Source organism: Legionella saoudiensis (assembly GCF_001465875.1).
Classification (GTDB): domain Bacteria; phylum Pseudomonadota; class Gammaproteobacteria; order Legionellales; family Legionellaceae; genus Legionella; species Legionella saoudiensis.
On record NZ_LN901324.1, the window covers coordinates 1175547 to 1201892 of the forward strand.

The following is a 26346-nucleotide window of genomic DNA, read 5'->3' on the forward strand; positions in this document are numbered from 1 at the left end:
CTAAGGTTTAATTAATTGAATTAAGGTTTCTAAGTGATCGCCCTCTTCTGCTGGCTTATCCCAACGAATCCGGTTAATTCTGGGAAATCTTAAGGCTACGCCAGATTTATGCCGAGATGAGAAATTAACTGCATCAAAAGAGACCTCAAAAACAAGCTCCTTTGTTACCTCGCGAACGGGGCCAAAGCGTTGGATGGTATGATTCCGTATCCACTTATCAAGTTCAAGCAACTCCTGATCCGTAAAACCAAAATAAGCTTTTCCAATAGGTGTGAGCTTATCTTTATCCCACAAACCAAAAGTGTAATCCGAATAATAAGAAGAACGCTTACCATGCCCTCTTTGTGCGTACATAAGTACCGCATCAACGATTAGTGGGTTTCTTTTCCACTTATACCAATGTCCTTTAGGCCTCCCCGCTAAATAGGGACTGTCCTTATGTTTAATCATCAAGCCCTCAACGGCAGGATGGTTTTCATCCAAGACTTGTTGTTTTAACTCATGAAGAGTTTGTTGTGGATTTAAAGGAAGTAAATCAGAGAGTAATAAATTTGGTCTGGCGTGATTGGCAAACCATTTTTCCAAGAGAATTCTTCGCTCATAGAAAGGACGATCGCGCAAATCAACTCGCTCTAAAGATAAAATATCATATAAGATGATGCCTGCTGGAAAATCACTCAACATTTGCTTCGAAAGCGTTTTGCGGTTTAAACGTTGTTGCAGATCGTTAAAACTTCTTACTGTTCCCTCTTTAATAATCACCAGCTCCCCATCTAAAACCACATTGGAATCAATCACATTTAATACATCAGGAAAACTATGGCTTAAGTTATCCCCTGTTCGAGAAAAAAGAGCCTTGTTGTGCGGGGTTGCAACGATTTGCACCCGAATGCCATCATATTTTCTTTCAAAATAAAATTGATTGGGCGTAACTGAACTTATTTCCTTTTCTTCTAAAGGATGGGATAACATTACGGGATGAAAAAAAATGACATCGTCTAATGCTGGTTTATCAGCTTGTTTTTCGAGCCAGGCAAAAAGATTAATATAAGGCGGCTGTAATCCATGCCATATTTGCTCAATTTCTTGTACATGAACCTGCCCATAATGAGCTAAAGTATTTTTTAAAAAGCGTTCAGAAATCCCTATTCTTAGGCTACCTAATCCTAATTTTAACAAAGCCCAGCGCTCAATAGGGTTACTTTGATTGAGCAACTGAGTAATGTAGGTTTTGATTTCGCTTTTAGATAATGTTTGAAGCGCTACAATAATCTCCGACAGCGAAGGTAACTCCTGCGGGCTTTCATTCTGGGGCCAAAGTAATGCAACGGTTTCCGCGAAATCCCCTACATAATCATAAGATAAGGAAAACAAGAATGCATCTACTCGTTCTTCAACTAACTCTTTAATTAAGGAGCGCTTAAAATGAGGAAAATCAAGTGTATTCGCCATTACCGCCAAAGCATAACCGCGGTCAGGATCAGAAACCTCGGTAAAATAATGCTCAATTAATGCTCTCTTATCCAACTGGCTAAAGGTAAAATATAAGCTGCTGAGTAAATGGGCAAATTTATTCATTAGATCACTTTTTTCGCATTTTTTTCTGGCCTATCTGGGAGATAAATAGTTCTAGAACATCTAAAAAGCTCATAATTAAAGTAGAGTTTTTTACTTTTGAATGCGTCATAAGCTTTGCGAAAAGCATTCGAATCAATTTAAGACGAAAATAGGATAAAAGAAAATGGTAAAACATTCGAATTCCTAGTATATAACCCACATTATTATTATAGTCTAAAATATATTTTATCAATGGAAATTAGGAGGATAGTAAAGAAAAAAGCGATATTTTTTCCTCTACTATCTACAAAAATCATGTAACAGAAGCTTAGAAAATTAATTCCTAATAGTTTTAATTTCTTTTTGAGAAAGGCTATATGAATAAAAATCCTCCTTTTGTGTATGTGAAGCAAACCCCAGGCATTCAGCGGAAAAAACAAGGAAAAACCTTTGTTTACTACGATTCAAAAGGAAAAAAAATAACTGATTCAAAGGTCTTAGAACGTATCAAGTTACTTGCCATTCCTCCAGCTTACACGCATGTCTGGATATGTTCTAATGAAAAGGGCCATATCCAAGCCATAGGGCGAGATAAAAGAAATAGAAAACAGTATATTTACCATACTTCTTGGGTGCAGGTAAGGCAGGAACAAAAATTTAAATCACTATTGGATTTTGGTTATTCTCTTTCTTCATTAAGAAAAAAAATTAAGGAAGAAATAAATAAACCCCCTACCCTCGATAAAAATCAAATCATTTGTTCAGTTCTTTTTTTAATAGATAATTACTCTGTAAGAATAGGAAATAATACCTATGCGAAGCAGAATAAAACTTATGGTATTACAACACTTAGAAAAAAACATATACGCCATAAGAAAAATGCTGTTTCTTTTGAGTTTTTAGGAAAAAATAAACACCCTTGGCACTTTGAAGTAACTGAGCAAAATCTCGTGCAAATTTTAAGGCACTGTAATCATATTCCAGGGTATGAAGTTTTTAAATATTACACGGAACAACAAGATATCGCCGTAGTTACCTCGCAAGATGTTAATGAGTATTTGCATCTAGTCACCCAACAGCCTTTTACAGCAAAAGATTTCAGGACATGGATTGCCACCCGAGAGTTTTTTATTCGCGCTATTTCATTATTAGAAATGAAAAATTTAAAAATAACCCATATTAAAAATAGTATGCTGGAAGTGGCAACATTACTAGGACATACCCCTGCTATTTGCAAAGCAAGTTACATACATCCCCAAATTTTTGAGTGGTTAAAAAATGGAAAATTAATGCAATGGAAAAGGAAAAACCAAAGGCATATTAAAACAAAAAAACCGGATGAGCTCTTACTTCTGTGGTTGGAGGAAGTCTATTCTATGTAAGGCTCCGTAAACATCAGCCTACCAGATGGAGCATGTTAATAACGCAGATACCTCAAAAGTCCTGTCATTTGCTCGTTTGAGCCTCACAATAAGCTTATTATTTAGTTAAACCAATTGTGCCTCCCAATAAAATTCGCGATAATAAATGATTAATCCCCAACTGATTAGCAGCCGATGCTGAACATTCTAGACAATATTAATTTAACCCCTTTAAATACATTGCGCTTAAAATCAACAGCGTCCCATTACGTTGTCTTAAATCAAGTCGAACAATTAGATGAGCTTAGAGCAGTTATTTCTAATTTCCCCAAGTTCTTTATCTTGGGTGGAGGCAGTAATTTAATTATACCCACTCAATACCAAGGCTTAGTAATTCATAATCAATTACGGGGTATTACAATCACTAAAATTGGCAAAGAACAAATCGTTACGGCGATGGCCGGTGAAAACTGGGATGCATTTGTGGCTTACTGCACCTCTTATGGGGCTTTTGGGTTGGAAAATTTAAGCTTAATCCCGGGCACGGTGGGGGCTGCGCCAATTCAAAATATTGGTGCCTATGGAGTTGAAGTTAAAGATTTTATCAAAGAAGTTCTGGTATATGATCTTCAAACTGCAAAACTGATTAGTTTGAGCAATAGCGAATGTCAATTTAGCTATCGAAACAGTTTTTTAAAAAATAATTCGCGTTATATTGTTATTAGCGTCAGCTTTACTTTACTAACAGAGCCTAATCTTAATGCTAATTATGGTGATGTTGCGCAAAGACTTTCCTCTTTAACTAATCCAGTACCCTATGACTTGCGTAATATAATTATTAGTATTCGCCAAAGTAAATTACCTGATCCCGACAAGCTAGGTAATGCAGGTAGTTTTTTTCATAATCCTATCATACCCAAAAACATGGCGCAGGAGCTGAGTATTCAATATCCTAAGTTGCCCACGTTTCCCACACATGATCCTGAGAAAATTAAAGTATCAGCAGGATGGCTGATCGATAGTTTGGGCTTAAGAGGAGTACGGCAAGGCAATGTGGGCATTTATCAGGAGCATGCGCTAGTTATGGTAAATTATGGCGGTGCTTATCAAGCAGAGTTATTGGAGTTTGCCGATTGGGTTCAAACGAAAATCAAAGAGCATTATGATGTAGAACTTAACATTGAGCCCATTATTTTAAATTGATGGCATTCAAAGCTCAAACCAATACCGATTATGTCGTATAAATAAGGTTTTGTAGTCCCTTCTGAAAAGCTACAATTAATCGCCCTATTTAAGGCCCTTAAAGTATTCTATTTATAAGGCTTTATTTAAAACATTTTTAAGTACAGGATCAGCTTCTTTTATAAAATCCCCTTCATTACAATTTATGGTATTGTTAAACTCATAATCATAGCGGATTTTAACTTTTACCGGCTCACTAAAAACTGCACTATCTGATGATTTATAAAATTTTTTCTTAAAAAAAACCGTAAGTTTTTTATCACAACCATTAGGGAAAAAATTATTATTAATATAACATTCTTGACTAAACTTTCGTTCCCCTTTGCTTGAACAAGGCGCATGCGTCAAAAATATGTTAATAGTATGAATTTTTTGTTTGGGGAAAATCTCTTTAAATTCTTTTACCATTTGAGGAAATGCTTTAATAAGATTTTCCTCAGCATGTTGTGACTCTTGAGGAAACTCTAAAGCCACTCCGGCAGCGAGCATGAAATTATAAAGTTTAAATTTTTTAACATTATCAATTTCCTCCATATCTCTTTCTAATAACTCATTACCTATTGCTATTTTCGCCTGAGCTAGCATAATTGTGGCAATATTTGCAGTAGGATTACTGCGAATAACAAAATAGCCCTGGCCATTAAAAGAGAGGATTGCAAATACTTCCTTCTTTTTTCTTTGGAACGCTTTAAGAGCATCAGAAAGATGAAGATATATTTTCATTATTATTAGTCATTAAAAAGCCGAGATTATAAATAAACTATATTAAGAGAGTATTAACAGAAACAAATAATACCTATGGCCGATTTGAGTAAAAAGTTAGGGTTAAATTTCAATTAAATTATTATACTTTTATATGCGGTAACAAACTTTCACTAGGAGCCAAATTCCACTACTGAAAAAGGTTTCGTAGTGAGCCCTTTAATGTGCGCTTTTCCTCCAAAACTCACATTGATTCCATACTACTTCTTGTAAAGAGCGAGTTTGATTGAATATATTTCTTAATTTTTCAGCATCATTCATTTTGTTTTTTACTTCATCTTCCAACAATAAAAGATATTTTTCTGTTTGCAATTTAGAAGAGTATTTTCTTATTTTTTTTATGGTATGAAGTATATCTTGATCAATCGTATAATGTTGTTCACTAACAGCATCAATAATATCGCCATTAAATCCATATCTACTGGCCTGAAAATGATTATAATCATAAAAAAAATATAAATTGGGAGAAAGCTCTATCGGTTTTTCTTCTAATAAATACAATGCTAACGTTTGCAGATAAGCCGTTATTAAAATTGCCTTATTTAATGTTAAAGGAGTATCACAAACCCTAACCTCAACAGTGCCAAAAGATGGTTGGGGTCTTATATCCCATAAAAAATCACCTAGGCTTTGTATTGCTCCTAAGTCACGCATTTTATAGAAATATCCCGTAAAATCGTTCCAATTTTTAAAAAAAGGAATCACCCCGCTGAATGGAAAAGCTTTAAAAATAGTCGATCTGGACGAAGCAAATCCCGTATCGGTCCCCAAATAAAAGGGAGATGAGGCGGCAATGGCAATAAAATGAGGAATAAAACGGGCGAGCGCATGTATTAGATACAAGGCGTTTTCAGCGCTATCACAGCCTATATGAATATGTTGACCAAATACAGTTGCTTGTTGTGCTAAAAATTTATATTTTCTGCCAAAGGAAGCAAGTTTTTTATTTTTAATACAAATATCTTGTGTGTTCCATTGATGAAAAGGGTGAATCCCTCCTCCGGCGAACGAAATATTTAAAGCAGAAGCCTGTTCTAACAAGAAGCGATATATTTTATGAAATTCTGTATATAAATCATTGACGTTATGATGCACTAGCGAATTAATTTCAATCATACTTTGAGTCAGTTCAGGTTTAATTTGCTCTCGATATACACTTCCCTGAATGCTATCCAAAACTTCATTAGCGCGCGAGATTAAAGAAAAAGAGTTTGGATCAATTAATTGGAATTCCAGCTCTAACCCAATTGAAACATTTGAGGATTCTTTAAAGAGTAATTCTTTCATAGCATTATCCTTATTGCAGCCTTGCCATTTGTGGGGATAAAGAAAAAAGAACATTGGACATAATTCAGGTCCTCAAAGTTCATTTTCTTTGCAATGGCACCCTCTCTTTTCATTAGCGTGTAAGAAGGGCTAAATCAGCCGTTTTTTAGTTACTAAATTTCCCCAAGATTTAATTAAAGTGTAGAAGAAATAATGAGGGAAAATTTAAAAAATTTTAAATTTACATCTTAAGCTATAATAAAAGGGATAAATTTTTTTCGATGCATCACAAAAGAAGCGAGAGGGATATGTGCCGATTCGTAGCTTATATTGGGAAAAATGAGATCTTATTATCAGAGCTTTTAATTAAGCCCAACAATTCCCTTGTGAAGCAAAGCCTTACTTCAAGAGAATCACGAACAGTGACTAATGGGGATGGATTTGGCCTAGGATGGTATACTTCCTATGACAAAACACCTGCATTATTTACTTCGTTATTTCCTGCCTGGAATGATCAAAACTTAAAATATCTCGCTAAAAAAACTCGGGCTTCGCTTTTTTTTGGGCACATAAGAGCAGCAAGTACAGGCGGTATTTCGCAATTTAATTGCCATCCGTTTATCTATAAAAATTGGTTATTTATGCATAATGGATGGATTCCTTATTTTAAAAAAGTTAGACGTCAAATTCAAAATTTATTAGATGATGACCTATACAATTGGATCAAAGGAACAACTGATTCGGAGTTGATTTTTGCTCTATTTTTACAGCTCACAAAAAAAATGAAAATTAAGAGTGCGGATGATATTCAAGCTGTTTTATTAAAAACATTACATATCATTAATAATTTAGTGAATGAACATTATAAAAAAGGGGTATGTTACTTTAACATTTGCATTACTAATGGGAAGCAGACTGTTGCTTTTCGTTATTGTACTTCTTCTCAAGCCAAACCAGAAACCATGTATTTTTTTGAGGATTCTGAGATAAAACAAGTAATCATAGCCTCAGAGAAACTCTCCTCTAAAGGGCTAAAATGGATAGCGATGCCCCGCAATACTTGCTTATTAGTAGATAGCGACTTTAATATTTCTCTAAAAGAGCTTTCCTAGCAGAGTCCTCTAAGCCTTGAATCACGAATCAGAAATCATCACATTAAAAAACTATTATTATCTTCACTCGCAGATGATACTTCAGAAAAATCGGATTGCATTTTGATTATATCCGCTAAGAGTTGATGCTCCCATGCTATATTTAATTTGTCAAAGACAAATTGAATATTTCTTTTAAAGGAATCTAGCTCTAAAGATGATACAGTACTAGGGTTGCCAAAAAACGTTTCTACATACCCATGATGTGATTTTTTTGCAACTATAAGCGCAGGTACTAGCGTTAAAAGGGCAAGAGCGCCGGCAATCCATTTTAAAAGATATGGTGTATTACTCCATATACTTCTCTGATTTTTAAATTCTGCTTCCGCTTTCTGAATAGATTGGTAGCAGCTTCTTTGAAAGTTCAATAAAGAGCTTTTCTCTTGAGGATTCGAAAAAAACTCCTTGGAAATTATATCTAATTCAGAAATAAGAGTATGAGCTACTTTAGCAACCTTAGAATATCTTGAATTAAAGTTAGGCTGACCTTTGGTGCCCTTAGAGATTAATGTATCCGTGTAACTTCTAAATACATTTAAGTAATCCTCAAAATGCTTTTTTCTACTTTCCACCATATAGTGGTAACTCATAGCAATATGCCTTATTTAAATACGTTATTTTAACAAATAAAGACTTAAAAATAAACACAACGTAGTGGTAAAGGTCATGGCCGGAGGGGATTTGAAAGAGGGAAATAATCCCCCTTTCACTATCCATCCAATGCATTTGATAAAAAATACAGACTGAGGTACTTAAACGCTTTTTACTTCTACTTTTATGAAGCTAAGTTTTATTTAATAAATTTTGCAAATAAATATCCTATTCCAGCAGCGATGAGTACGGAAGTAAGAGGCTGCTTTTTTATACATTGAGCCATACCGTCAACATATTCTTCGAGAGATTCCTCAGCGCAATGCACTCCCTCTTTTCCAGATTCATATAAATTAGAGGCTTTATTTCCTAGATCATCGACAATTTTTTCTGTTTTTTCTTTGGTGCCTTCATACGCGTCAGAGAGTTTTTCTTTTGTAGTGCTGTATAAGTCATTAACTTTATTCTTTATTTCTTCTCCTTTACCATATATATCGTTCATCATTTTTCTCCTTAAAGAATAAACATTTATATTCAATCCCTCTTTAAAGAATAATCGGCTTAAACGATATGTCAAATTAATATCCATGACGGCAATTAATCAATGAGTACTTATTGATATTTTTAATAAGCGATATCCATTATTCTAATGTCTATTAATTGCATTATTTTCCTGGTTAAAGGATTCTCGCTTTTTTTACTATACGAGCGCTTGATTCCCATATTTTTTCTTTCAGTTTAATTAAATCGGAATAGATTAATTTGCCATCTCGTTTCATAATTTTTCCATTAATAATGACCGTATTGACATTCTGTCTTCCCGCATAAAATAGAATGGATTGGTAGGGGTTATGGATAGGCCAAAGATTCATATCTTGCAAATCAAGAAGAATAAGGTCTGCCTTCATGCCTTTGGCTATTTTGCCCACCCTGTTCCCTAAATTTAGCGCTTTTGCACTGTTAATTGTTATCCAATCTAAAGCGTTATCGCATTTAAGGTCAACAAGCTTCACCAATTCACCAGACTCTATTATTTTCTGGTTATCAATCGCACGCTGTGTCTGCATAGCAAAGCGTAACTGGGTAAACAAATCCCCGCCTATATTCGACGCTATATCTGTTCCTAATATGGGTGTACCGCCAGCTTTCAATACCTTCCCTGTTGCTGGAAAGCCCATTCCCATTTGCATCTCTACCTCAGGTGTAATGCTCAATGAGGCGCCATGATCCGCAATTAGTTTATATTCCTCATCTGAAAGGTTATTACCATGCACAAAATTAATATTGTTATCAAGCAATCCCGCCTCATAAATTTTCTTCACTCCGAATTTTGCAGAGCGCACGCCAATATGCATTGATGCTAAAATATTTAATTCGCGCGCTAATCTAATATCGCTAAAAAGTACTTCATCTTTTGTAGAGTCAGGACCACGGACAGCTAATGCCATCTGTATCCGTTCATCAGCTGCAGGAAAGCGTTTTTTAAAAAATTCAACCGCCTCATTGGGATGTTTTTCCGAGCTATCAAACCACCATTTTGTTGCATCGATTCCGGGTGGACCATATCCAAAAATAGCGCGAATCCCAGATTCCTCCAGACCTCTTAACGCCCCCTCTGCCCACTCCAGACCATTAATATTATTACACCAATCAAAGACACATGTTACTCCCGCGTCAATTTGCTCTAAAGCGCCAAATAGATTAGCAAGATACATATCTTCTGGTGTAAATTGACAACCCAGACTATCAAGCATTTTTTCGAAATAATCGAACAGACTCCAATTGCCGGCAACACCGTGCAACGCTGCCTGCCATACATGGATATGCGTATTGATTAAGCCAGGCATAGCTATCATTCCTTGCGCATCTATTATTTCTGTCTTTATTTCGCCATCCGCTATATTAAGATGAGGACCAATTTCTTCAATCGTGTCGTTGGCTATAAAAATATCCACTTTTTGTGCTTGTTGATAGTTCCCTGCATTTAATAACAAGGCATCTCGAATCAAAATAGAACTTTTTCTCACACCTATCTCCTTCACCTAGTTTCTTGGCTAATGGTTCATTACATTAAAATGAATGCTTTTAATTTTATGGATTGTATTAGTATCCTGCCTGGATTAGGTATATATTAATTATTCGATAAGCAATAAGATAGCAACCGAAGTTATTTAATAAAATCAAATAGCAATAATCCCCTATTAGTGGTTACCTGTAAATAATTTTGGGAACGTTTCATAAGCTGTGAATTTATTAATGCACACAATAAACTGGAGATATAATGGTTTTAGAGTTTGATGTAATTATTCTAGGTGGTGGTAAAGGAGGTAAAACTCTTGCCATGGATTTAGCAAAAAAAGGGCAGCGAGTTGCCATGGTAGAGGATAATCAAATTGGAGGTACGTGTATTAACGTAGCCTGTATTCCTACCAAAGCCTTAGTACAATCAGCTAAAATAGCGCATTATTATCGTCACTCAAAGGAATATGGGATAGAGGGTTCATTAAAGCCAATAGACTTTAAAGCAGTCCGCGAGCGTAAAGATGCTATAGTAAACAGCATGCGTGAAGCTAATTTAAAGCAATTTCTGGATTCAGGAATGGATCTAATTCTTGGCCGAGGTAAATTTGTAGGTCCAAAAGAAATCGAAGTACAATTATCGACTCCTCGCGATGGGGAAAATACCTTAAGAATCAAAGCGGATAAAATTATTATCAATACTGGCGCATTGCCCTTTATTCCCCCAATGCCTGGCATCGACAAGATAAAATACCATACTAATGAGACTTTAATGCGTATAGATGAAGTTCCTAAGCATTTGCTCATTATTGGAGGAGGATACATTGGGTTAGAGTTCGCACAAATATTTCGCCGTTTAGGTTCTGAAGTAACGGTGATTGAAGCGAGTAGCACCTTTCTTAATCGAGAGGACCCAGATGTTGCAGAACAGGTACTTAAAGTTTTACAAGAAGAAGGTATTCATTTTTCCTTGGATACAAAAATTAACAATATCCGCCAAGAGGCCAATGAGGTTGTAATCGAGATAAATCAAGAAGATACCTCCGGTGAATTGAGAGGCTCTGATGTTTTAGTGGCTGTAGGAAGAGTGGCTAATACTAAAGAATTACAGCTGGATAGTACCGGAGTAGCATTGGATGAGCGTGGCTTTGTAAAAGTGAATGAATATCTAGAAACTAGTATGGATGGGATTTGGGCTTTAGGAGATGTTAAAGGAGGAGCTCAGTTTACACATTTATCATTAGATGATTACCGTTTACTAAAACATAATTTGGAAAATCCTCATCAAAAACATTCGACAAAAAATCGACTTATACCTTATACAGTATTTCTCGACCCGGAACTAGCGCGAATTGGGCTTACTGAAACTCAAGCTAGAGAGCAAGGCTATGAAATTAAAATTGCAAAAATCAATGCGGCTGTGATTCCACGAGCAAAAACTCAAGGTACAACAACAGGATTCTTGAAAGCAGTTATTGATGCAAAGACCGATACGATCTTGGGTGTTTCTATTTTTTGTGCCGAAGCAGGGGAAATTTTAGGTACAATTCAATTAGGAATGGAATTGGGTATCACATATCAAAAACTTCGCGATATTATGTTTGCCCATCCGACGTTAGTAGAGGGAATTAATTTATGGTTTGCTCAAGTCAATTAAAATAATTGCGAAGGCCGCAAGTGCTTGCTACAAGCATTTGCGGCAAACGTATTAAGCTTTAATCTCAAAGAGGCACTTATGGAAGTGGAATCAGAAAAAAATAACATGAAGATTGTTAAAACCTGTAAAGAAGAGCATCAAACTGACGCTAAGATCAGGCGAATAAAAGACTGTCTTCTTTTTTCTATTGTTTTAATTATGATTTTAGGTGTTTTTTATTTTTCGGTATTAGTTCTTTTCGATGTTAGAAGTCTGGACTATGAAAAAGAATGGGCCAGAATAATTATTACCGCAATCATCTCCGCCCTTCTTGGTTACCTCATTGGGAAATCCAGTAAATAGAGAATGATTAGGCAACAAATTAGTTCACCTTAAATTGGCTAATTATTGCTTAGGCTATCTCTACAAAAGTAATTTCGTTGAACTATAAATTGTGAAATCGCTTCCAGAAATATGTCTCACTACAGGTGAGGCATTAAGGGACTCCTGATTTATCCCCTTAATAGTTGATATGATATCAGAATAATTAATATGGCTTATCAGAATATAAAGATGGAAAAAAAATAGGGAAATTTAATATCCTTATACTGAGTAAGAAAGGAACCATGGATGTTTGCAGTACCAGTAGACACATAAGTTATTCATTGCAGGCATGTGGCTCGCTACTTAAATTGCCAAGCTACATTAAAACTCAGACTCTTAAATCTGACACTAAAGGTTACCATTCGTTCAATCGGAATATCCGTTTCTATTTTAGGTCCTTTTGCACTGAATAGCTCGCAAATAGCGTAAGGCTACTGTCGATGTATTTATATTTTATAAGATTATTAACTACATAATAAGGATGAGTATGAATATAAAATGGATTGGGGTGAGCTTATCACTCTTCTTAAATAATGCGATGGCACAAATGCCCATTGTGACACCGCAACCTACCACCTGTATTTCAGCAAACTTTAGCGCTACCGGTACGAATAGCTGGAAAACTGTGTATCTTCAATTAACTAATAATTGCGATCAAGGGGTCGACTTTCAAAATTCAAGCATAACGTTTACCACAGCAAGCACGCTCCATAATGCAGATTTTTGGGGTGTTTTTTCGCCCTTATCTTATCCGGTTAATGCATTAAAAATCGCATCACAAATACAAAGCGATAAAACTTATTTAGATAGCTTAACTTTGCAATTTCCAAATTATACCGGGTCAAATAGTATATTACCTAAAGGAAACTCGTTTACACTGATATATGGGGCGCCTCAAGCAGATTATGTTGCTTCCAGTGTTCGTGTTTATGTAAGCTCACCCATAGCTACTGGCACCATCAACTTAATGAATAACACCGCCAAGCCAACCAACATTAGTCAAGGTTATGCTACCGTTAAGCTAACAGCAAACAACCAAACTGTCAGTACGGTGCAAGTACCATGGTCTGGTCAGCAAGCAGTAACTGGCTTAGCTGCAGGAACTTATGGAATTTCGCCCGTCAGTATTACGGATAGCGCAGGTATAGTTTATCAAGGTGCAGCTAACCCAAGCAGTATTAATTTAACAGCGAACTCCACCGTGTCCTCTAGCATTACTTACACGGCACAACCCGCGAGCAAAGGAGCTATTAATATTAAACTGTCCGCCTTACCTAACCAATTGTCCGGCTATACTGCAGTGCCAACGGTTACCCTCACTCGAGCTGATAATAATAGCGCTAGCTCTGTTTCTGTAGCTTGGAATAATACAACCACAGTAAGCCAACTAGCTAACGGCATCAACTATTCCTTTGCAACTCCAGCCATTAGCTATAATGGCTATAACTGTACACCAACATTTACACCCAACAGCGCTACAGCGACTACCTCTGCACCAACCGTGCAACTCGCTTATTCCTGCACACAAGTGACAGCAGATACTGTTTCGGTGCAGATTACAGGAGCTCCCTCCACTACCTCATCTATAAATGTAACTTTTACGCCCACAGGTAATGCTAATGCAATTACCCAAGCGATCTCGCTTACTAATGGCACCGGTGAAGGCACTGTACAATTAACTGATGGAGCTGTTTATACGGTAAGTGCTAACCCACTTAGCGGCTATACCGTAAGTTTTTCGCCCCAACCTTTAACTGCTTCTGCAAATGCAACGGAAGTTATTACCTACACTCCTTCCACAACCAGTACTGGAGGGCGAATTATTGCGTATTTACCTGGCTGGAAAACCCCTCCTCCAGCGAACGCATTAGCCAATGCTGGTTATACTCATGTTCTAGTTGCCTTTGGTGTTTTTAGTACCTCTGCTCCGGGTCAAATTACCAGCGCATTTGATACCGTAACCAAAGCCTATATTCAATCATTACAAAGTGTGGGAATCAAAGTACTCTTATCTTTGGGTGGCGCATCAACAAGTGTTGCAAATACTACAGTTAATTTTCATCAAGTTCTATCATCGGCCTCCTCGGCAACCGTTTTTGAACAAACGTTCATCAGTTCTTTAGAGAGCCTGATTACCCAATACGGTTTCGATGGTTTTGACTTTGATATTGAAAGTGGCTTAAATGCTGGGGGGAGCTTTGCTGCACCTACCGGAGATATTGCCGTTTTAGCAAATATCATTAATACCATGCATGCTAATCATCCTGGTTTATTGCTAACCTTAGCGCCGCAAATTGCTAATATTTCAGCTACCTCTGGATTTGATGCAACTTGGGGAAATTACGCTTCGCTAGTGATGCAAACGTACCAATCGCTCGAATGGGTGGGAATACAAATGTATAATGCGGGTTGTGCTTATGGTATCGATTTAATTTGCTACGATCCTAACAATACCAGCAGCCCTAACACTTCCGTAGCGATGGCGACTGACTTATTGGCCAACTGGCCTGCTACAACTAACTCTGGGCAAAGAACAGGTTTTCAGCCTTATATTAGCCATTTAAAACCATCTCAAGTCGTTCTTGGTTACCCAGCCCCCAATGCTTCGGGTAGTAGTGATGGCCAGCCTGCAGCAGTGATTAGTACGATTAAACGTGCAATTCAATGTTTACGTACAGGGGTGGTTAGTTCATCAAGCTGTGATACCTATGTTCCTCCAGCAACTTATCCAGGATTTGGAGGAGTTTTTGAATGGGAAGTCACTTATGATGAAGCCAACAATTATAATTTTGCCACAAGCTTGGTTAACTGTATCACCAAAGGTAACTGTAATTAACCTCATGATAAAGCTCAGATTGTAATAATCTGGGCTTTATTTTTGCTAAATAATTCATAATAAAAATCTATTACTATTAATTATTTAATTAACATTAGAAAACATCTAAATTTTTTAATTATTTTTCGTTAAAAAATCCAAATTATACCTTTAATTAGTAATATGGAATAATTGATAAAAAAATATAAATTCTTATCAATTTTTTAAAAAAAATAATTGGTGAATTAACAAAAAGTTACAATAAAAATCGCTATCTCCAACTTGAGTTTAAAGCGGTAAAGTCTAGACTTTATAGTGGTTAACATTAAAGGAGAGTATTATGAGCACTACAAAACAAGGAAAAGGCTCTAATTTAACCCAAGAAGATAGAAAAAAAGGTGGTGAACATTCCCATGCAAAACATGGAAAAGGTGGCCATCAATTAACAGATCAAGACCGTAGTAAAGGTGGTAAAAATTCTCATAAATAATGTGGGATTCCATCCATTAGTTAATTTTAATTAATGGATGGTTTTTTGATTTTTAATAGGAGTTTTTATCATGGATACTACTAAAGATATACATATGACTACCCAGCTTTTTAAAACGCAAGAAGAAGCAGAAAAGGCATACCAAGATGCCATTGATGCCGGGTATAGACCTGAGGATATAAATATTTTAATGTCAGAGGCCTCTCGTGATAAATATTATAATTCAGTGTTAGTGAAAGAAGGCTCTAAAGCAGGAACAGGTGCTGGAGTAGGAGGAGCCACAGGGGCAGTTATTGGAGGAATCGTCGCAGCGATTGCCGCTATAGGTACAGCTTTAGTCATCCCTGGCTTAAATTTAGTGGTTGCAGGCCCTCTTGCTGCTGGTTTAGCAGGCGTTGGCGCAGGAGGAATTGCCGGTGGTTTAGTAGGCGCGCTAATTGGTTGGGGAATCCCTGAAGATAAAGCAAAAGTATTTGCCTCTGGTATTGAGTCCGGTGGTATTGTATTAGGCGTAAATGAAAATCGTCCTGGAAGCAACTTAAAAGAAAAGTGGACTTATTAACAAGAAGAAACCCATCTAGTGATTTTTCTATCACTAGATGGGGCCTGAAAACATTCTCGAATTTCCTTATTAAATCTTTATAAAAATCTTGAGTCACGCCTTGTCTTTTGCTTTAGTTGTGCGAGCAAAAGCAAGACGTTCCGTTTCTTATTCATCTAATTAATCTTAATTTGGGTTCGCGGAGGAAATTTTTTCAGCACCTCTTTATAACGATTCATTTCATTTAATAAAGGTATTCCTAGAGGAATGTGTCGAATACCGATAGACTCATCCTCTTGAGGGTTCGTATATATATTAAACATCATTGACCCCGCTGTAGGAGCAATTGTACCGCTAATTCCTCCTTTTTGGCCGCGTTCCGTGGCGCTATTTGGAAGTTGCACTAAGGTCATAAATTTAAACTCATCAATTCGAACCCCAGATAGTTGGTCATTTAAAAAATATAAAATGCTACGACGATTAGATTCTCCCTTAGGTGCGAGTAAGAACGATAATTGATCAATCCCATCAATATATCGGTCTGAGGGCACTAAAGTACTCGCTTCTTTACCCGCTTTTCCTGCTAAAGCCAAAGTTGTTGGGAAAATATCCGCTAAATCAAATAGGCCCTCTGATTTACGAGGCTCGATCATTCCTTTCCAATAAACAAAGGTAGGAACGCGCACTCCTCCTTCCCAGGTAGAGCCTTTACCTCCACGAAAAACGGTACGTCCGTAAGGAGGTACTTCTTGCTCAGGTCCATTATCAGAAGAAAAGAAAATAATGGTATTGTCTAATTGATTGGTTTCAGCCAAAGTTTTATAGAGTCCGGCAAAAATGTCATTCACTTCGACAATACAATCACCATAGGTCGTGCGAGAGGCAGAGCGGCCCGCATAATATTCATTGGGATAATTATCAAAGTGACAACCACGTGTATTGTAATATAAAAAGAAAGGCTTTTTAGTTTGTGCTTGTTTGCGGATAAACTCCTCCATATTTCAGCCAGCCTTGATCCAGATTTTTAATATTTTCTGGCGTAATCACACCAAGAGACTCAATTTTTCCTCCCTTAACGGCATGTACTTCATCTTTATTAAAAGGGACTTCATTTAAGTACTGTGTACGCGCAGGGCTTAAGGCAATTTCAGGGTTGAAATTTTTATCACGCCATTCGGTATACATGTCAGAAACAGAAAGAAAACCACGGAAATCATCAAAACCCACATTTTGGGGTTGAGAACCTGTGTTTTCTCCTATATGCCATTTTCCAATAGCCTGAGTAGTATAACCCAGATTAGATAATAACTTAGCTATGGTGATCATCCCCTCTAATCCTCCTGGCTGACCATACATTGGAGGAGAGAGAATCCCATGATGAACAGGATATTGGCCAGTCATTATTGTGGCTCGGGTAGGTGAGCAGGTAGGTTGCGAATAGGCAGAAGTAAGGATTAATCCCTGAGAAGCTATACTATCTATATTAGGTGTAGCAGAACCTACTGAGATACCTCCGCCATTAAATCCCATATCAAACCAACCCACATCGTCCATTAGGAAAATGATGACATTCGGTTTTTTTCCGGTTTTTGCCTCTAAATCCGCTAATTTTTTTTGTGCTTCTTTCATCTGATCAGGATGCAGAATAACAGGCTCCATATTAGGTGCCAAACTAACAGGTTGTAATTGAATATATTGATTAGGATGATTATAACCAGGCTGCCCTTCTACCTTGATAGGACCATCTTGTCCTGGGCCATAAATAATGCCTTGCAAATTAGTATTTGCATTAGAGGATGGGGGTTGAGTATTTACTTGCTGGTCCGGAGCTGCAATTACGCAAACAGAATAAGCCGTTAAAAAAAGAGAATAGATAAAGTTCCTTTTCATCTTAGTGTCCTAGCTTAGAGTTAACTACGATAATTATAGACTATAAACTCTTAGGCAAGCTCTGATATATGCCCCCCTCTATCTATTAAACGCTAAGCAAATTTAATTTTTTAAGTATCTATTCTATACTTTTTAAATCGTCCTAATTTAATTTTAAATAATTAAATGGGCATTAGTGAACATGTTCACACTCACATTCTCAATAAGTGAGAGACAGTTCTACAAGAGGAACTATGGACAGTCAATTATCTTATTTTCTTCATCTTTCCAGCATCATTGAATCCATGCCCGATGCTTTGGTTATTATTAATAATCAGGGTCGTATTATTTTAGTTAACAGTCAAACGGAACGTTTATTTGGATACGCACGTTCTGAGTTATTAGGCGAAAATGTAGAACTACTGATGCCTGAACGATATCGCAACAAACACGTCCATCACCGTGATAATTATTTTATAACACCTAAAGTGCGTTCTATAGGTGAAAACTTAGAATTATATGGCATAAAAAAAGATGGTACTGAATTTCCTGTAGAAATAAGCCTAAGTCCATTGAAAACAGATGAAGGCGTTTTTGCCCTTGCAGCCATAAGAGATATTACCCCTCGTAAAAAGGCTGACGCAAAATTTAAAACCATTTTGGAGGCTACCCCAGACTGTTTAATTGTCATTAATAATGAAGGGAAAATCGTCTTAGTTAATAATCGTGCAGAACAGTTGTTTGGCTATAAACCAAATGAATTACTTGGTCAATATGTGGAATTCCTAATACCTAAACGTTTTCATGACAATCATGTCGGTCATCGTACTAATTATTTTGCTAAGCCACGAATAAGACCTATGGGGGCAGGCCAGGAGTTATATGGGCAGCATAAAAAAGGCCATGAATTCCCTGTCGCAATAAGTTTAAGCCCATTGGAAACTGAAGAAGGTATGTTGGCTTTAGCTGCGATACGTGATATTTCAAAACAAAAAGAGCTGGAGCAGCAATTATTTAATCAAAACAAGGAACTCGAGCTACAAAATCATTTAAAAACAGAATTTCTGGCTAACATGAGTCATGATATTAGAACGCCGCTAACAGGCGTTGTAGGTATGTCTAAATTGTTGGAAGATAAAGTCCAAGATCCAAATCAAAAACAATATGCTCAATGGTTAGGTGAAAGTGGCAAGCAAGTTCTAAATATGTTGAACGTTATCTTAGATACTGTGTCGGCCGAAAACGTCAATGAAGCCACATTACGCGAAGAACCTTTTGAACTCAATCAAATGCTGCAAGAAATTTTACAACTGGTACGTCCTTCTACCATAACAAAAGGAATTGAATTAAAAACTCAGATCGATGAGAACACGCCTCCTTATTTGGTAAGCGACCACCTGAAACTGCGCCGTATTTTATTAAATTTACTTGGTAATGCAATTAAGTTTACTCAAGCGGGCCACATTACGATTGAGGTAAAACTTCTCAAGCAAATGAAAACTCATGTTTTATTACACTTTGCTGTTGCAGATACAGGTATGGGGATTCCATATGAACTTCAAGATAAAGTATTTGATAAGTTTTTTCGCGGTACCCCCTCGCGTAAAGGACTATATCGAGGCCACGGCCTAGGTTTACATATTGCAAGTTCTTATGCCAATTTATTAGGTGGGGAAATTCTATTAACGAGTAAACCCGGAGTCGGGACAACCTTTTATTTCGATCTCTTAATAAAGATAAGTGATGAAGCTTCAACTAATGACAAATTAAAAATTACATCTCCTTCTGCTAAAACAAAAAGTAAAACGCCTGCAAATGCTCCTAAATTATTGCTTGTTGAAGACAACCATATTGCATTGCTCACTCTTGAACATATGATTAACCAAGCCGGCTTTCATTATCGCAGTGCGCATGATGGAGAGAATGCGCTAAATTTAGTTACAGAAGAAGTATTTGATTTAATTATTACTGACCTGGGACTTCCGGGATTATCAGGTTTGGATCTGACTAAAAAAATAAGAGCCTATGAAAAAGAGCATAATCGCCCCCCTGTTCCGATTATAGGACTAACAGGTCATGATGCAGCTAAAATAAAAAACCACTGCCTCAATGCAGGATTAAATGATACCTTTACTAAGCCACTCACTCCAGAGGCTTTAGAAAAAATTAAATTTATTTATTTTTCCTCAGCTCAATCAACATCGTTGCCAGTGGATAAAACCCCTTCCCCAAAAACTATAAAAAAGCATTCGGCTGATTTACCAGAGACAGAAGAAGAACTTTTTACTTTGGATGCATTTCCTTTATTAGACACTAGTAGTGCACTTGCGAGCATGGGTAATGATGCAGCCCTACTTAATAAAACTCTAAAGTTTATGATGGAACAGGAACTCCCGAATGATATTAAAGCACTAAAAATGGCCTATGTCTTAGGAGAGTGGGAGAATATTGAAAAAATCGCGCACCGCATGAAAGGAGGCTTGGTTTATTGTGGCGCATTTAAACTAGTCCATGCCTGCCAATACCTCGAACGATATCATAAAACCGGACAAGTCAAATTTCTTGAGCCCCTTTATAAACAATTAAACGAAGTCATTGATGAAACGAAAAATGCGATAAGCCAATGGCTGTCACCATAAACAGTCTAGTGGATGTCAAAGGTACATAAGAATCAAATAGCCGAAGCTCCAAAATCTAATGAGTGCTGCTCTGCAGATGAAAAAGCATTGTTTACATAGATACGCCTGATAATTGAACAGCGCAACTGCTCGATCTCAATAAAATAAAAACTATTATTCTCATCTTTGGTACGTTGACAACACAAAGAACCCGCATGAAGCAGCGCGCAAGGAAAACCTTGCCTTTTGGGAATCAAGATTAAATTAGAATAATGCAGATGCCCCGTGCAAACCAGATGAATTGGACTGTCTTTTAAATACTCCAAAAATTCCGCCGCATTATTCAAAGGATGGTGCATCCCCGAAAAATATTTAAGGTTATGGTGAAAAAACAGAATATTTAATTGCCTTGAGTGATCGGAAAAGTGATTTCTAATACGAGTTAAGGTCTTAATACTTAATGCTCCATCTTTAAGTTTATACGGTGTAACGCTGTTAACACCCAAAATATTAACTTCTTCATTCTCATAACTCACCTCCAATTCAGAGGAGATGTACCTTTTAAACTGTTTAAACGGATGACAAAAGCGCCCAAGAGGATTATGCAAAGGAATGTCATGATTGCCTGGAACAATCAGTTGAGGAACCGTTATACGCCTTAAAAACTCTGATAATTGCTGAAATTGTGTCGCCTTCCCCCTTTGGGTGAGATCGCCTGAAATAATTACAAGCTCAGGCTTTAACAATGCGCAATCCTTGAGGAACGGCTCTATAATATCAGGATTATGCATACCAAAATGCAAATCAGAAATATGAGCTATTCGCATAATGGACTCGTTAAAAGGGTTAATGCTCCCGGCAATATTTCATAATACAAGGGAGTTTTTACTTTAATAGTTTCACCATCTAAAGAAATCGTAATTTCTTTCTCGTCGCGAAAATGCACTTCAACAGGATGTATTGAATGGTTGATTTCTAAAAGGTTTTTGCTACTAAATAAGCGCTTTATTAATTTAAAAATACGAATTTTTCCATGCTTAAAATAATAAATTCCTAGTAATGCTTTTTGAAAACTCTCTCTTTTAATGGCTATCGGAAACTCATAAGAATAAACATTATTACTAATCATCAAAAAAGAAGTGTGTAAAGCAAGCTGCAGATTTTTACTTTTTATGACGAGCTTAAATGATTTATGTTTTTTAAGCCCTTCCCAAAAGCCGGGAATATAACTCAACCATTTATTATAATATTTACTGTATTGATCCCGTTTATCGGCAAATTTGGGATAAAAACCAATGGATGAATTATTAATGAAGATGAAATTATTTACCTGAGCTACGTCAATTTTGCTTGTTTGCTGCTGCTGCAGAGAGGTAATAAACTTATCCACACTCACAGGTAGCCCCATTTCTTTGGCAAAGTGATTCAAAGTTCCTAAAGGAAGTACTCCCAAAATGATGGAGGTAGAGGCACAATAATGTGCAGCGGTCCGTATTGTCCCATCTCCTCCTCCCACCAGAATAATCTTATAGGTTTTAATACATTCTTTTATAGTTTCTGCTAAATCTTCAGGGGTTTTATCATAAAGGTGATATGCAATTTCTGCCTCGTGCAAGCCTTGTAAATAGGAAGCAGCTGCGCTGTGATTGCGGGCTTTATTGTTGAGAATAACTGCAATTGTATCCATCTGCACCTCTCATGGTTCGATAAAGCGGTTAACGCATCGACTTTTCTCCTTAATACGGTCAATTATAGCACAGCCAGGTTTAAGGCTATTAGCCTTAGGATATGCTTAGAGACGGTTCATGCAACTATGCGGTTAAAATTTTTCTCGGACTATTTTGCTTTTATGTAAGATGAGGATGAAAGGAATAGATATCCAAAACATCTCGATTTGAGCCTTAAAAAAATTAAACCCCATGAAGCTAATCCTTCGCGAGGTAGGGTCTGGCAGATAAAAGGCTTTAATAATTATAAAGATTACGGTTTAGTGAAAAATAACTACTGCCAGGATAATAAAACCTGTGATTGCTAAAACACCATGACCTATGGCTAAAAATTTAGGGATTTTTTTTCCACTCAGATCAAAAAATAATAAAATTCCTCCACCTATAGCTGCAGCTATGAAAATAATTAAGATGTAAAAAAGAACATGATAAAAAAAAGCGGCTATCAAGAGAGAAATAATTGCTAATGAGCCAGCAACCCCATGGATAATCGCAATTCCTTTTGGGGTATTTTTTTCTTCTAACACATAAGTTAATAAATAAACTCCACCCATCGCTGTCAAAGCGAAGAGAATAATTGCTACGATGGCCATTTTATACGTCCTTATCTAAAATTTTATTATGATGCTCTTCTAAAGGGCATGTTGCAGGCCCTTCTATTACTACTCCCTGGGGAGAAAACCGACTGCCATGAAGAGGACAATCCCATGTTTGCTCAGCATTATTCCAAGATACTATTCCTTTCATATGAGGACAAACTGCTGTGACCACATGCAATTCATTTTTTTCATTTTTCGAGACTGCATATTTAACGCGATTTACTTCTACTATTCTGCCTTCACCCGCTTGCAAATCCTGATATTTAGTTGAAGTAAAAAGAGGGAGGTCTTTCAAATATTCTAATAAAACATTTCCATTTTCTTTGAATAAAAAAGAAGAGGAATCAAGTAAATCCTTGCGTCGGGCGTCGTATAGTTTGAAAAATTCATTCATTTTGCCACTGAGTAAATCTCCCAAAATAATTCCAGCTAATGTTCCATAGACCAAACCATCTGCAAAATATCCGGTCGCCATATAAACATGTCTTGCGGAAGCATTTGCGAGGCCGATATAAGGAATACTGTCTGCCGCATGAAAATGTTGCGCTGACCATTGGTAAACAATTTCATTCACGTCAAATTGATGCTCTAAAAAATGGCTTAATTCTTTAAAATTGTTGTTCATGTTCGCACTTTGCCCAGTTTTATGATGGCTACCGGCAACCATCAATAATTCAGGATCATTGCCTGAATGAGGGTGAGTGCATAAAACAGGGCCATCATCCATATTTCGAAAGTGACCTTCAGGATATTCCTTATTATTTAAGCTCACGGCCACTACATAACTTCTATAGGGTGCAGTAAAAAATTGTATGGGATTAATTCCTATAGGTGTGTGAGTGGCAATAATAACTTTCTTGCCAACAATTTTTGCATTTTCTGTAGTTATAATGCATTTATCATTTTCTTGGATGTCTAATGCTCTTGTATTTTCAAATATATGACACCCTTTTTTATGTAATTCTTGAGCCAGGCTAACTACATACTGTAAGGGATTAAACCTTGCCTGATTTGGCATCATTAGGGCTTTTTTAAATTCTAAATTAAGCGGTAGATTTTGTGTCTCATCTACATCCAACTCCATTCTTTTCCAAAGTTCAATCTCAGCTTGAAATTTAGCATTATCCTTTTTATTCGAGTAGGCATACCAAGGCCTTTTTTTAAATTGGCATTTCATCTTATATTCATTCACAGTACTTTCAATATAATCAATTGCTATCTGCCGTGAATGAGCCACATTTTTGGCTGTGTTTAAATCGAAATTACTCTCGATGCTTTGAAAAAGAGGCTGAACTGGTACATAGAGATTACCAGTTGAAGCTCCCGTGGTAACTCCGCCTATTTCCTGGGAATCAATTAATGCCACAGTTTTTCCAGCATTAATAAGTTGTTTGGCTGCAGTAACTCCCGTAATCCCCCCACCAATAATGATTACTTCTACTTCAAGATCAGATGCAAGGGAGGGGTATTTATGTTTTATCTCAGTAATATCTCTCCATAACGAAGCCATGCTTAATCCTTATTGTTGAATGTGAATCTTGCGTAATTCAGAACATGAGGCAGGAACTAATTCGAAATTTTCTCTTTCCATTATAGATAACTATTTTTTCTTTTCGCAACTAAGAATTACCTTACAATTTATTATATCATTTTAAAATTATAAGAAAGATGCCATTGTCAAATTTGGGATATACGAAAGAACTGACTGCTATAGAAAGTTAGTGTAATAATATGCAAGTCCAACTATTTTAAATAATTTTTATAGACTCTCAGCATAAAATCGCCCAAAATATCCTCGTTTTGCGCTTTGGAAATTTGCGACAAAACGTACTACTTAACTTAAATTATTAGTTTCAATGGATGAATTATGCCCAAGTATATAAGAAATATAAGCGCCGTATTGCTCATGATGATATGTCAAATCTTATTTGCCAGCGGTGGTAGTGGTCAGTTTTTTAATGTTTCTGCAACAGGCACACCTGCAAACGTAGAAATTACGCTCTGTCTTAATGGAAGAGGAGCGTTATCATGTCAAAATTATAATGTTTCTGCCTTAAGTTTAAATATATGCGGCGTACCAAAACATTTCTATCCGAATGCTGGAATAAAAGTAAACACACCAAATTACAAAATTGGTAATTTAGGTATGGACTGTGTGCCAATGGGTAATGGCTATTGTTTATTCCCAGTAAGCAATACCGCATGCAGAAATATCTCAGTAGTTGCTAATACACCACTGACCATTTCTCCGACATCCCTACCACCTGCTCCCCTTAATGGCGCTTATGACCAGACAATTATTGCAAGCAATGGCACCGCTCCATATACTTATGCCGTGGTTTCTGGCTCATTACCAACCGGCCTTACTTTAAATACCTCAACTGGGAAAATATCAGGCACATCTACGACTGCCGGAACCTTCTCATTTACCATTGAGGCAATCGATGCCAATGCCAATACAGGCTCCAGAAGCTATTCTATTACTGTGTCAACTTCAGTGTGCATAAACAGCAGCATTTCACTCCCTTTTGATTTAAGTAATGATATTACCGGAACGGGAGCTCCATCGTGTGGGGGTACTAATCCCAACTCAGGACCTTATAAACTGTTTCAATATGATAGTATTTCTTGCAGTGGAGGACAATTAACAGCAAGTACCTGTGGACAAACGTCTATGGATTCGCAACTTGCAATATTTCAATCACAAGAACCTCCTTTCGGCGCCTGTATAGCGGGTAATGACGATGGCTGTGGAGGAAGTACACAAAGCCAGGTTACCTGGAGTGCCAGTGGGGGTCTTTTTGATATTGTGATAAATGAATATTCTGGCGGCACGGGTACTGGTTCTGTAATTGTAACTTGTACTTGCTAAATTAAGATTATGCCGCAAAAGACCGACTTTGCGGCATAATCAACATAACATTTTGCTTCTAACCAGGTCAAAAATGAGAATCGAAAGAACAGCGTCGCTATAGGAGAGTTATAAATAAAAATTTACTATCGCTCTGGTTGTAAATGAGATGCCTGCATAGTTTTAAGGCTTTTGCCGTGGACATTGGCATAATAGAAAGGTAATGCCATGGTCACCCATTATTTCGTCATGCCAATAACTCATGCTATAGTAATAATTAAGGATCTCATTTGAATATGGACATGCTCAATTTTTTATTCCACCCTATAGTTAGCTTTAGAAAATGGTATTTAATTTCTCAAACCACCACTCATGCTTACAAAGAATATGCTTACTTCATTCTTGAGCAACATCCTGGCAGATTACCGGTGATTGAAAAATTATATGAAATTCGTCGACTTGACGGCCCCATCTGGACACGTCTAGCAAAGGACTCTCGAGTTTGGGACGGAGTAAACGCCTTGTTTGAGCATAACATGCTTACTCGAGAATTGGTGGACTGGTTATTAAAGAAAAAGGAATTTCCTCTTAATGAAGTTATTGCAGGATATCAGGCCATTCGACCTTACACACTTCCTCCAGAAGATTTTTTTCTAACATACAACAAATACCAACATATTATTCCCTTATTAACTGAACATGCACCGCTATTAAAAGGTTTGTTAGATGCCGGATTAATAAAAGGAAACGGATTAGATTATTGGTTATCCTATCCAGAAGGTCTTCCCAAAGAATTGTTATGTGCTCATGACGATGTCAATCTAGTGGAGCTTTTACATAAGTATGGCCTAATTGAACCAGGGTAGT

23 protein-coding genes are annotated in these 26346 nt (G+C 36.9%); 11 read left to right on the plus strand and 12 right to left on the minus strand.

Annotation, left to right across the window (positions count from 1 at the left end):
* The gene (locus tag BN3124_RS14040) at positions 1 to 1578 is read right to left on the minus strand and encodes a cisplatin damage response ATP-dependent DNA ligase (protein WP_058535400.1); all 1578 of its coding nucleotides are present in this window, start codon (positions 1576 to 1578) and stop codon (positions 1 to 3) included.
* A 356-nt stretch (positions 1579 to 1934) separates the two neighbouring features.
* Between BN3124_RS14040 and BN3124_RS14045 the strand changes: the two genes are divergently transcribed.
* Together BN3124_RS14045 and murB are read left to right on the plus strand one after the other, a co-directional pair.
* Positions 1935 to 2939, plus strand: coding sequence for a DNA topoisomerase IB (locus BN3124_RS14045; protein WP_230849148.1), 1005 nt, complete (start codon positions 1935 to 1937; stop codon positions 2937 to 2939).
* A gap of 174 nt (positions 2940 to 3113) precedes the next feature.
* On the plus strand, positions 3114 to 4121 hold the full coding sequence (gene murB, locus BN3124_RS14050) for a UDP-N-acetylmuramate dehydrogenase (protein WP_058535401.1): 1008 nt from the start codon (positions 3114 to 3116) through the stop codon (positions 4119 to 4121).
* Positions 4122 to 4232: 111 nt separating this feature from the next.
* Here murB and BN3124_RS14055 read toward each other — a convergent pair whose 3' ends face one another.
* Both BN3124_RS14055 and BN3124_RS14060 read right to left on the minus strand, forming a co-directional pair.
* Entirely contained in the window at positions 4233 to 4883 is a 651-nt protein-coding gene (locus BN3124_RS14055; RefSeq protein WP_058535402.1) for a hypothetical protein, read from the minus strand.
* Between the two features lie 198 nt (positions 4884 to 5081).
* A complete protein-coding gene (locus tag BN3124_RS14060; RefSeq protein ID WP_058535403.1) occupies positions 5082 to 6209 on the minus strand; it encodes a YbdK family carboxylate-amine ligase in 1128 nt (375 codons plus the stop codon).
* A gap of 287 nt (positions 6210 to 6496) precedes the next feature.
* Here BN3124_RS14060 and BN3124_RS14065 point away from each other — a divergent pair, with 287 nt between their 5' ends.
* Positions 6497 to 7300, plus strand: a complete 804-nt coding sequence (locus BN3124_RS14065; protein ID WP_058535404.1) for a class II glutamine amidotransferase — start codon at positions 6497 to 6499, stop codon at positions 7298 to 7300.
* 38 nt (positions 7301 to 7338) lie between these two features.
* Here BN3124_RS14065 and BN3124_RS14070 read toward each other — a convergent pair whose 3' ends face one another.
* The 3 genes from BN3124_RS14070 to BN3124_RS14080 all read right to left on the minus strand — a co-directional run bounded on the left by BN3124_RS14070 (position 7339) and on the right by BN3124_RS14080 (position 9957).
* Positions 7339 to 7929 carry a hypothetical protein gene (locus BN3124_RS14070; protein ID WP_058535405.1) on the minus strand — a complete coding sequence of 197 codons (591 nt, stop codon included), beginning with the start codon at positions 7927 to 7929 and terminating at the stop codon, positions 7339 to 7341.
* A 200-nt stretch (positions 7930 to 8129) separates the two neighbouring features.
* Positions 8130 to 8435: an ElaB/YgaM/YqjD family protein gene (locus tag BN3124_RS14075; protein WP_149865277.1), complete on the minus strand. Its 306-nt coding sequence runs from the start codon at positions 8433 to 8435 to the stop codon at positions 8130 to 8132.
* Positions 8436 to 8607: 172 nt separating this feature from the next.
* A complete protein-coding gene (locus tag BN3124_RS14080) occupies positions 8608 to 9957 on the minus strand; it encodes an amidohydrolase family protein (protein WP_058535407.1) in 1350 nt (449 codons plus the stop codon).
* Between the two features lie 254 nt (positions 9958 to 10211).
* On the opposite strand from BN3124_RS14080, the gene BN3124_RS14085 reads away from it, so the two are divergent.
* The 5 genes from BN3124_RS14085 (at position 10212) to BN3124_RS14100 (ending at position 15836) form a co-directional block, all read left to right on the plus strand.
* On the plus strand, positions 10212 to 11606 hold the full coding sequence (locus BN3124_RS14085; protein ID WP_058535408.1) for a dihydrolipoyl dehydrogenase family protein: 1395 nt from the start codon (positions 10212 to 10214) through the stop codon (positions 11604 to 11606).
* Between the two features lie 78 nt (positions 11607 to 11684).
* Entirely contained in the window at positions 11685 to 11948 is a 264-nt protein-coding gene (locus BN3124_RS14090) for a hypothetical protein (RefSeq protein ID WP_058535409.1), read from the plus strand.
* Between the two features lie 508 nt (positions 11949 to 12456).
* On the plus strand, positions 12457 to 14805 hold the full coding sequence (locus tag BN3124_RS14095; protein ID WP_230849149.1) for a glycosyl hydrolase family 18 protein: 2349 nt from the start codon (positions 12457 to 12459) through the stop codon (positions 14803 to 14805).
* A gap of 319 nt (positions 14806 to 15124) precedes the next feature.
* Positions 15125 to 15274, plus strand: coding sequence for a hypothetical protein (locus BN3124_RS17105; protein WP_155522668.1), 150 nt, complete (start codon positions 15125 to 15127; stop codon positions 15272 to 15274).
* Positions 15275 to 15344: 70 nt separating this feature from the next.
* Positions 15345 to 15836, plus strand: coding sequence for a hypothetical protein (locus BN3124_RS14100; RefSeq protein WP_058535410.1), 492 nt, complete (start codon positions 15345 to 15347; stop codon positions 15834 to 15836).
* Between the two features lie 155 nt (positions 15837 to 15991).
* On the opposite strand, the gene BN3124_RS17495 is transcribed toward BN3124_RS14100, so the two are convergent.
* Positions 15992 to 16813, minus strand: a complete 822-nt coding sequence (locus tag BN3124_RS17495; protein ID WP_330139776.1) for a sulfatase-like hydrolase/transferase — start codon at positions 16811 to 16813, stop codon at positions 15992 to 15994.
* A complete protein-coding gene (locus BN3124_RS17500) occupies positions 16779 to 17705 on the minus strand; it encodes a sulfatase-like hydrolase/transferase (protein ID WP_330139779.1) in 927 nt (308 codons plus the stop codon). The genes BN3124_RS17495 and BN3124_RS17500 overlap by 35 nt, the downstream gene beginning before the upstream one ends.
* Positions 17706 to 17938: 233 nt before the next feature.
* Here BN3124_RS17500 and BN3124_RS14110 point away from each other — a divergent pair, with 233 nt between their 5' ends.
* Positions 17939 to 20323, plus strand: a complete 2385-nt coding sequence (locus BN3124_RS14110; RefSeq protein ID WP_058535411.1) for a PAS domain-containing hybrid sensor histidine kinase/response regulator — start codon at positions 17939 to 17941, stop codon at positions 20321 to 20323.
* A gap of 32 nt (positions 20324 to 20355) precedes the next feature.
* On the opposite strand, the gene BN3124_RS14115 is transcribed toward BN3124_RS14110, so the two are convergent.
* The 4 genes from BN3124_RS14115 to BN3124_RS14130 form a co-directional block, all read right to left on the minus strand.
* Positions 20356 to 21129: a metallophosphoesterase family protein gene (locus BN3124_RS14115; protein ID WP_058535412.1), complete on the minus strand. Its 774-nt coding sequence runs from the start codon at positions 21127 to 21129 to the stop codon at positions 20356 to 20358.
* Entirely contained in the window at positions 21120 to 21989 is an 870-nt protein-coding gene (locus BN3124_RS14120; protein ID WP_058535413.1) for a diacylglycerol/lipid kinase family protein, read from the minus strand. Before BN3124_RS14120 ends, BN3124_RS14115 begins: the two co-directional genes overlap by 10 nt.
* A 300-nt stretch (positions 21990 to 22289) precedes the next feature.
* Entirely contained in the window at positions 22290 to 22622 is a 333-nt protein-coding gene (locus BN3124_RS14125) for a hypothetical protein (RefSeq protein WP_058535414.1), read from the minus strand.
* 1 nt (position 22623) lies between these two features.
* Entirely contained in the window at positions 22624 to 24138 is a 1515-nt protein-coding gene (locus BN3124_RS14130; RefSeq protein ID WP_058535415.1) for an FAD-dependent oxidoreductase, read from the minus strand.
* A 357-nt stretch (positions 24139 to 24495) separates the two neighbouring features.
* Here BN3124_RS14130 and BN3124_RS14135 point away from each other — a divergent pair, with 357 nt between their 5' ends.
* Together BN3124_RS14135 and BN3124_RS14140 are read left to right on the plus strand one after the other, a co-directional pair.
* On the plus strand, positions 24496 to 25500 hold the full coding sequence (locus BN3124_RS14135) for an Ig domain-containing protein (protein ID WP_058535416.1): 1005 nt from the start codon (positions 24496 to 24498) through the stop codon (positions 25498 to 25500).
* 275 nt (positions 25501 to 25775) lie between these two features.
* A complete protein-coding gene (locus tag BN3124_RS14140) occupies positions 25776 to 26345 on the plus strand; it encodes a hypothetical protein (protein ID WP_058535417.1) in 570 nt (189 codons plus the stop codon).
* The last annotated feature ends 1 nt before the right edge of the window (position 26346 follow it).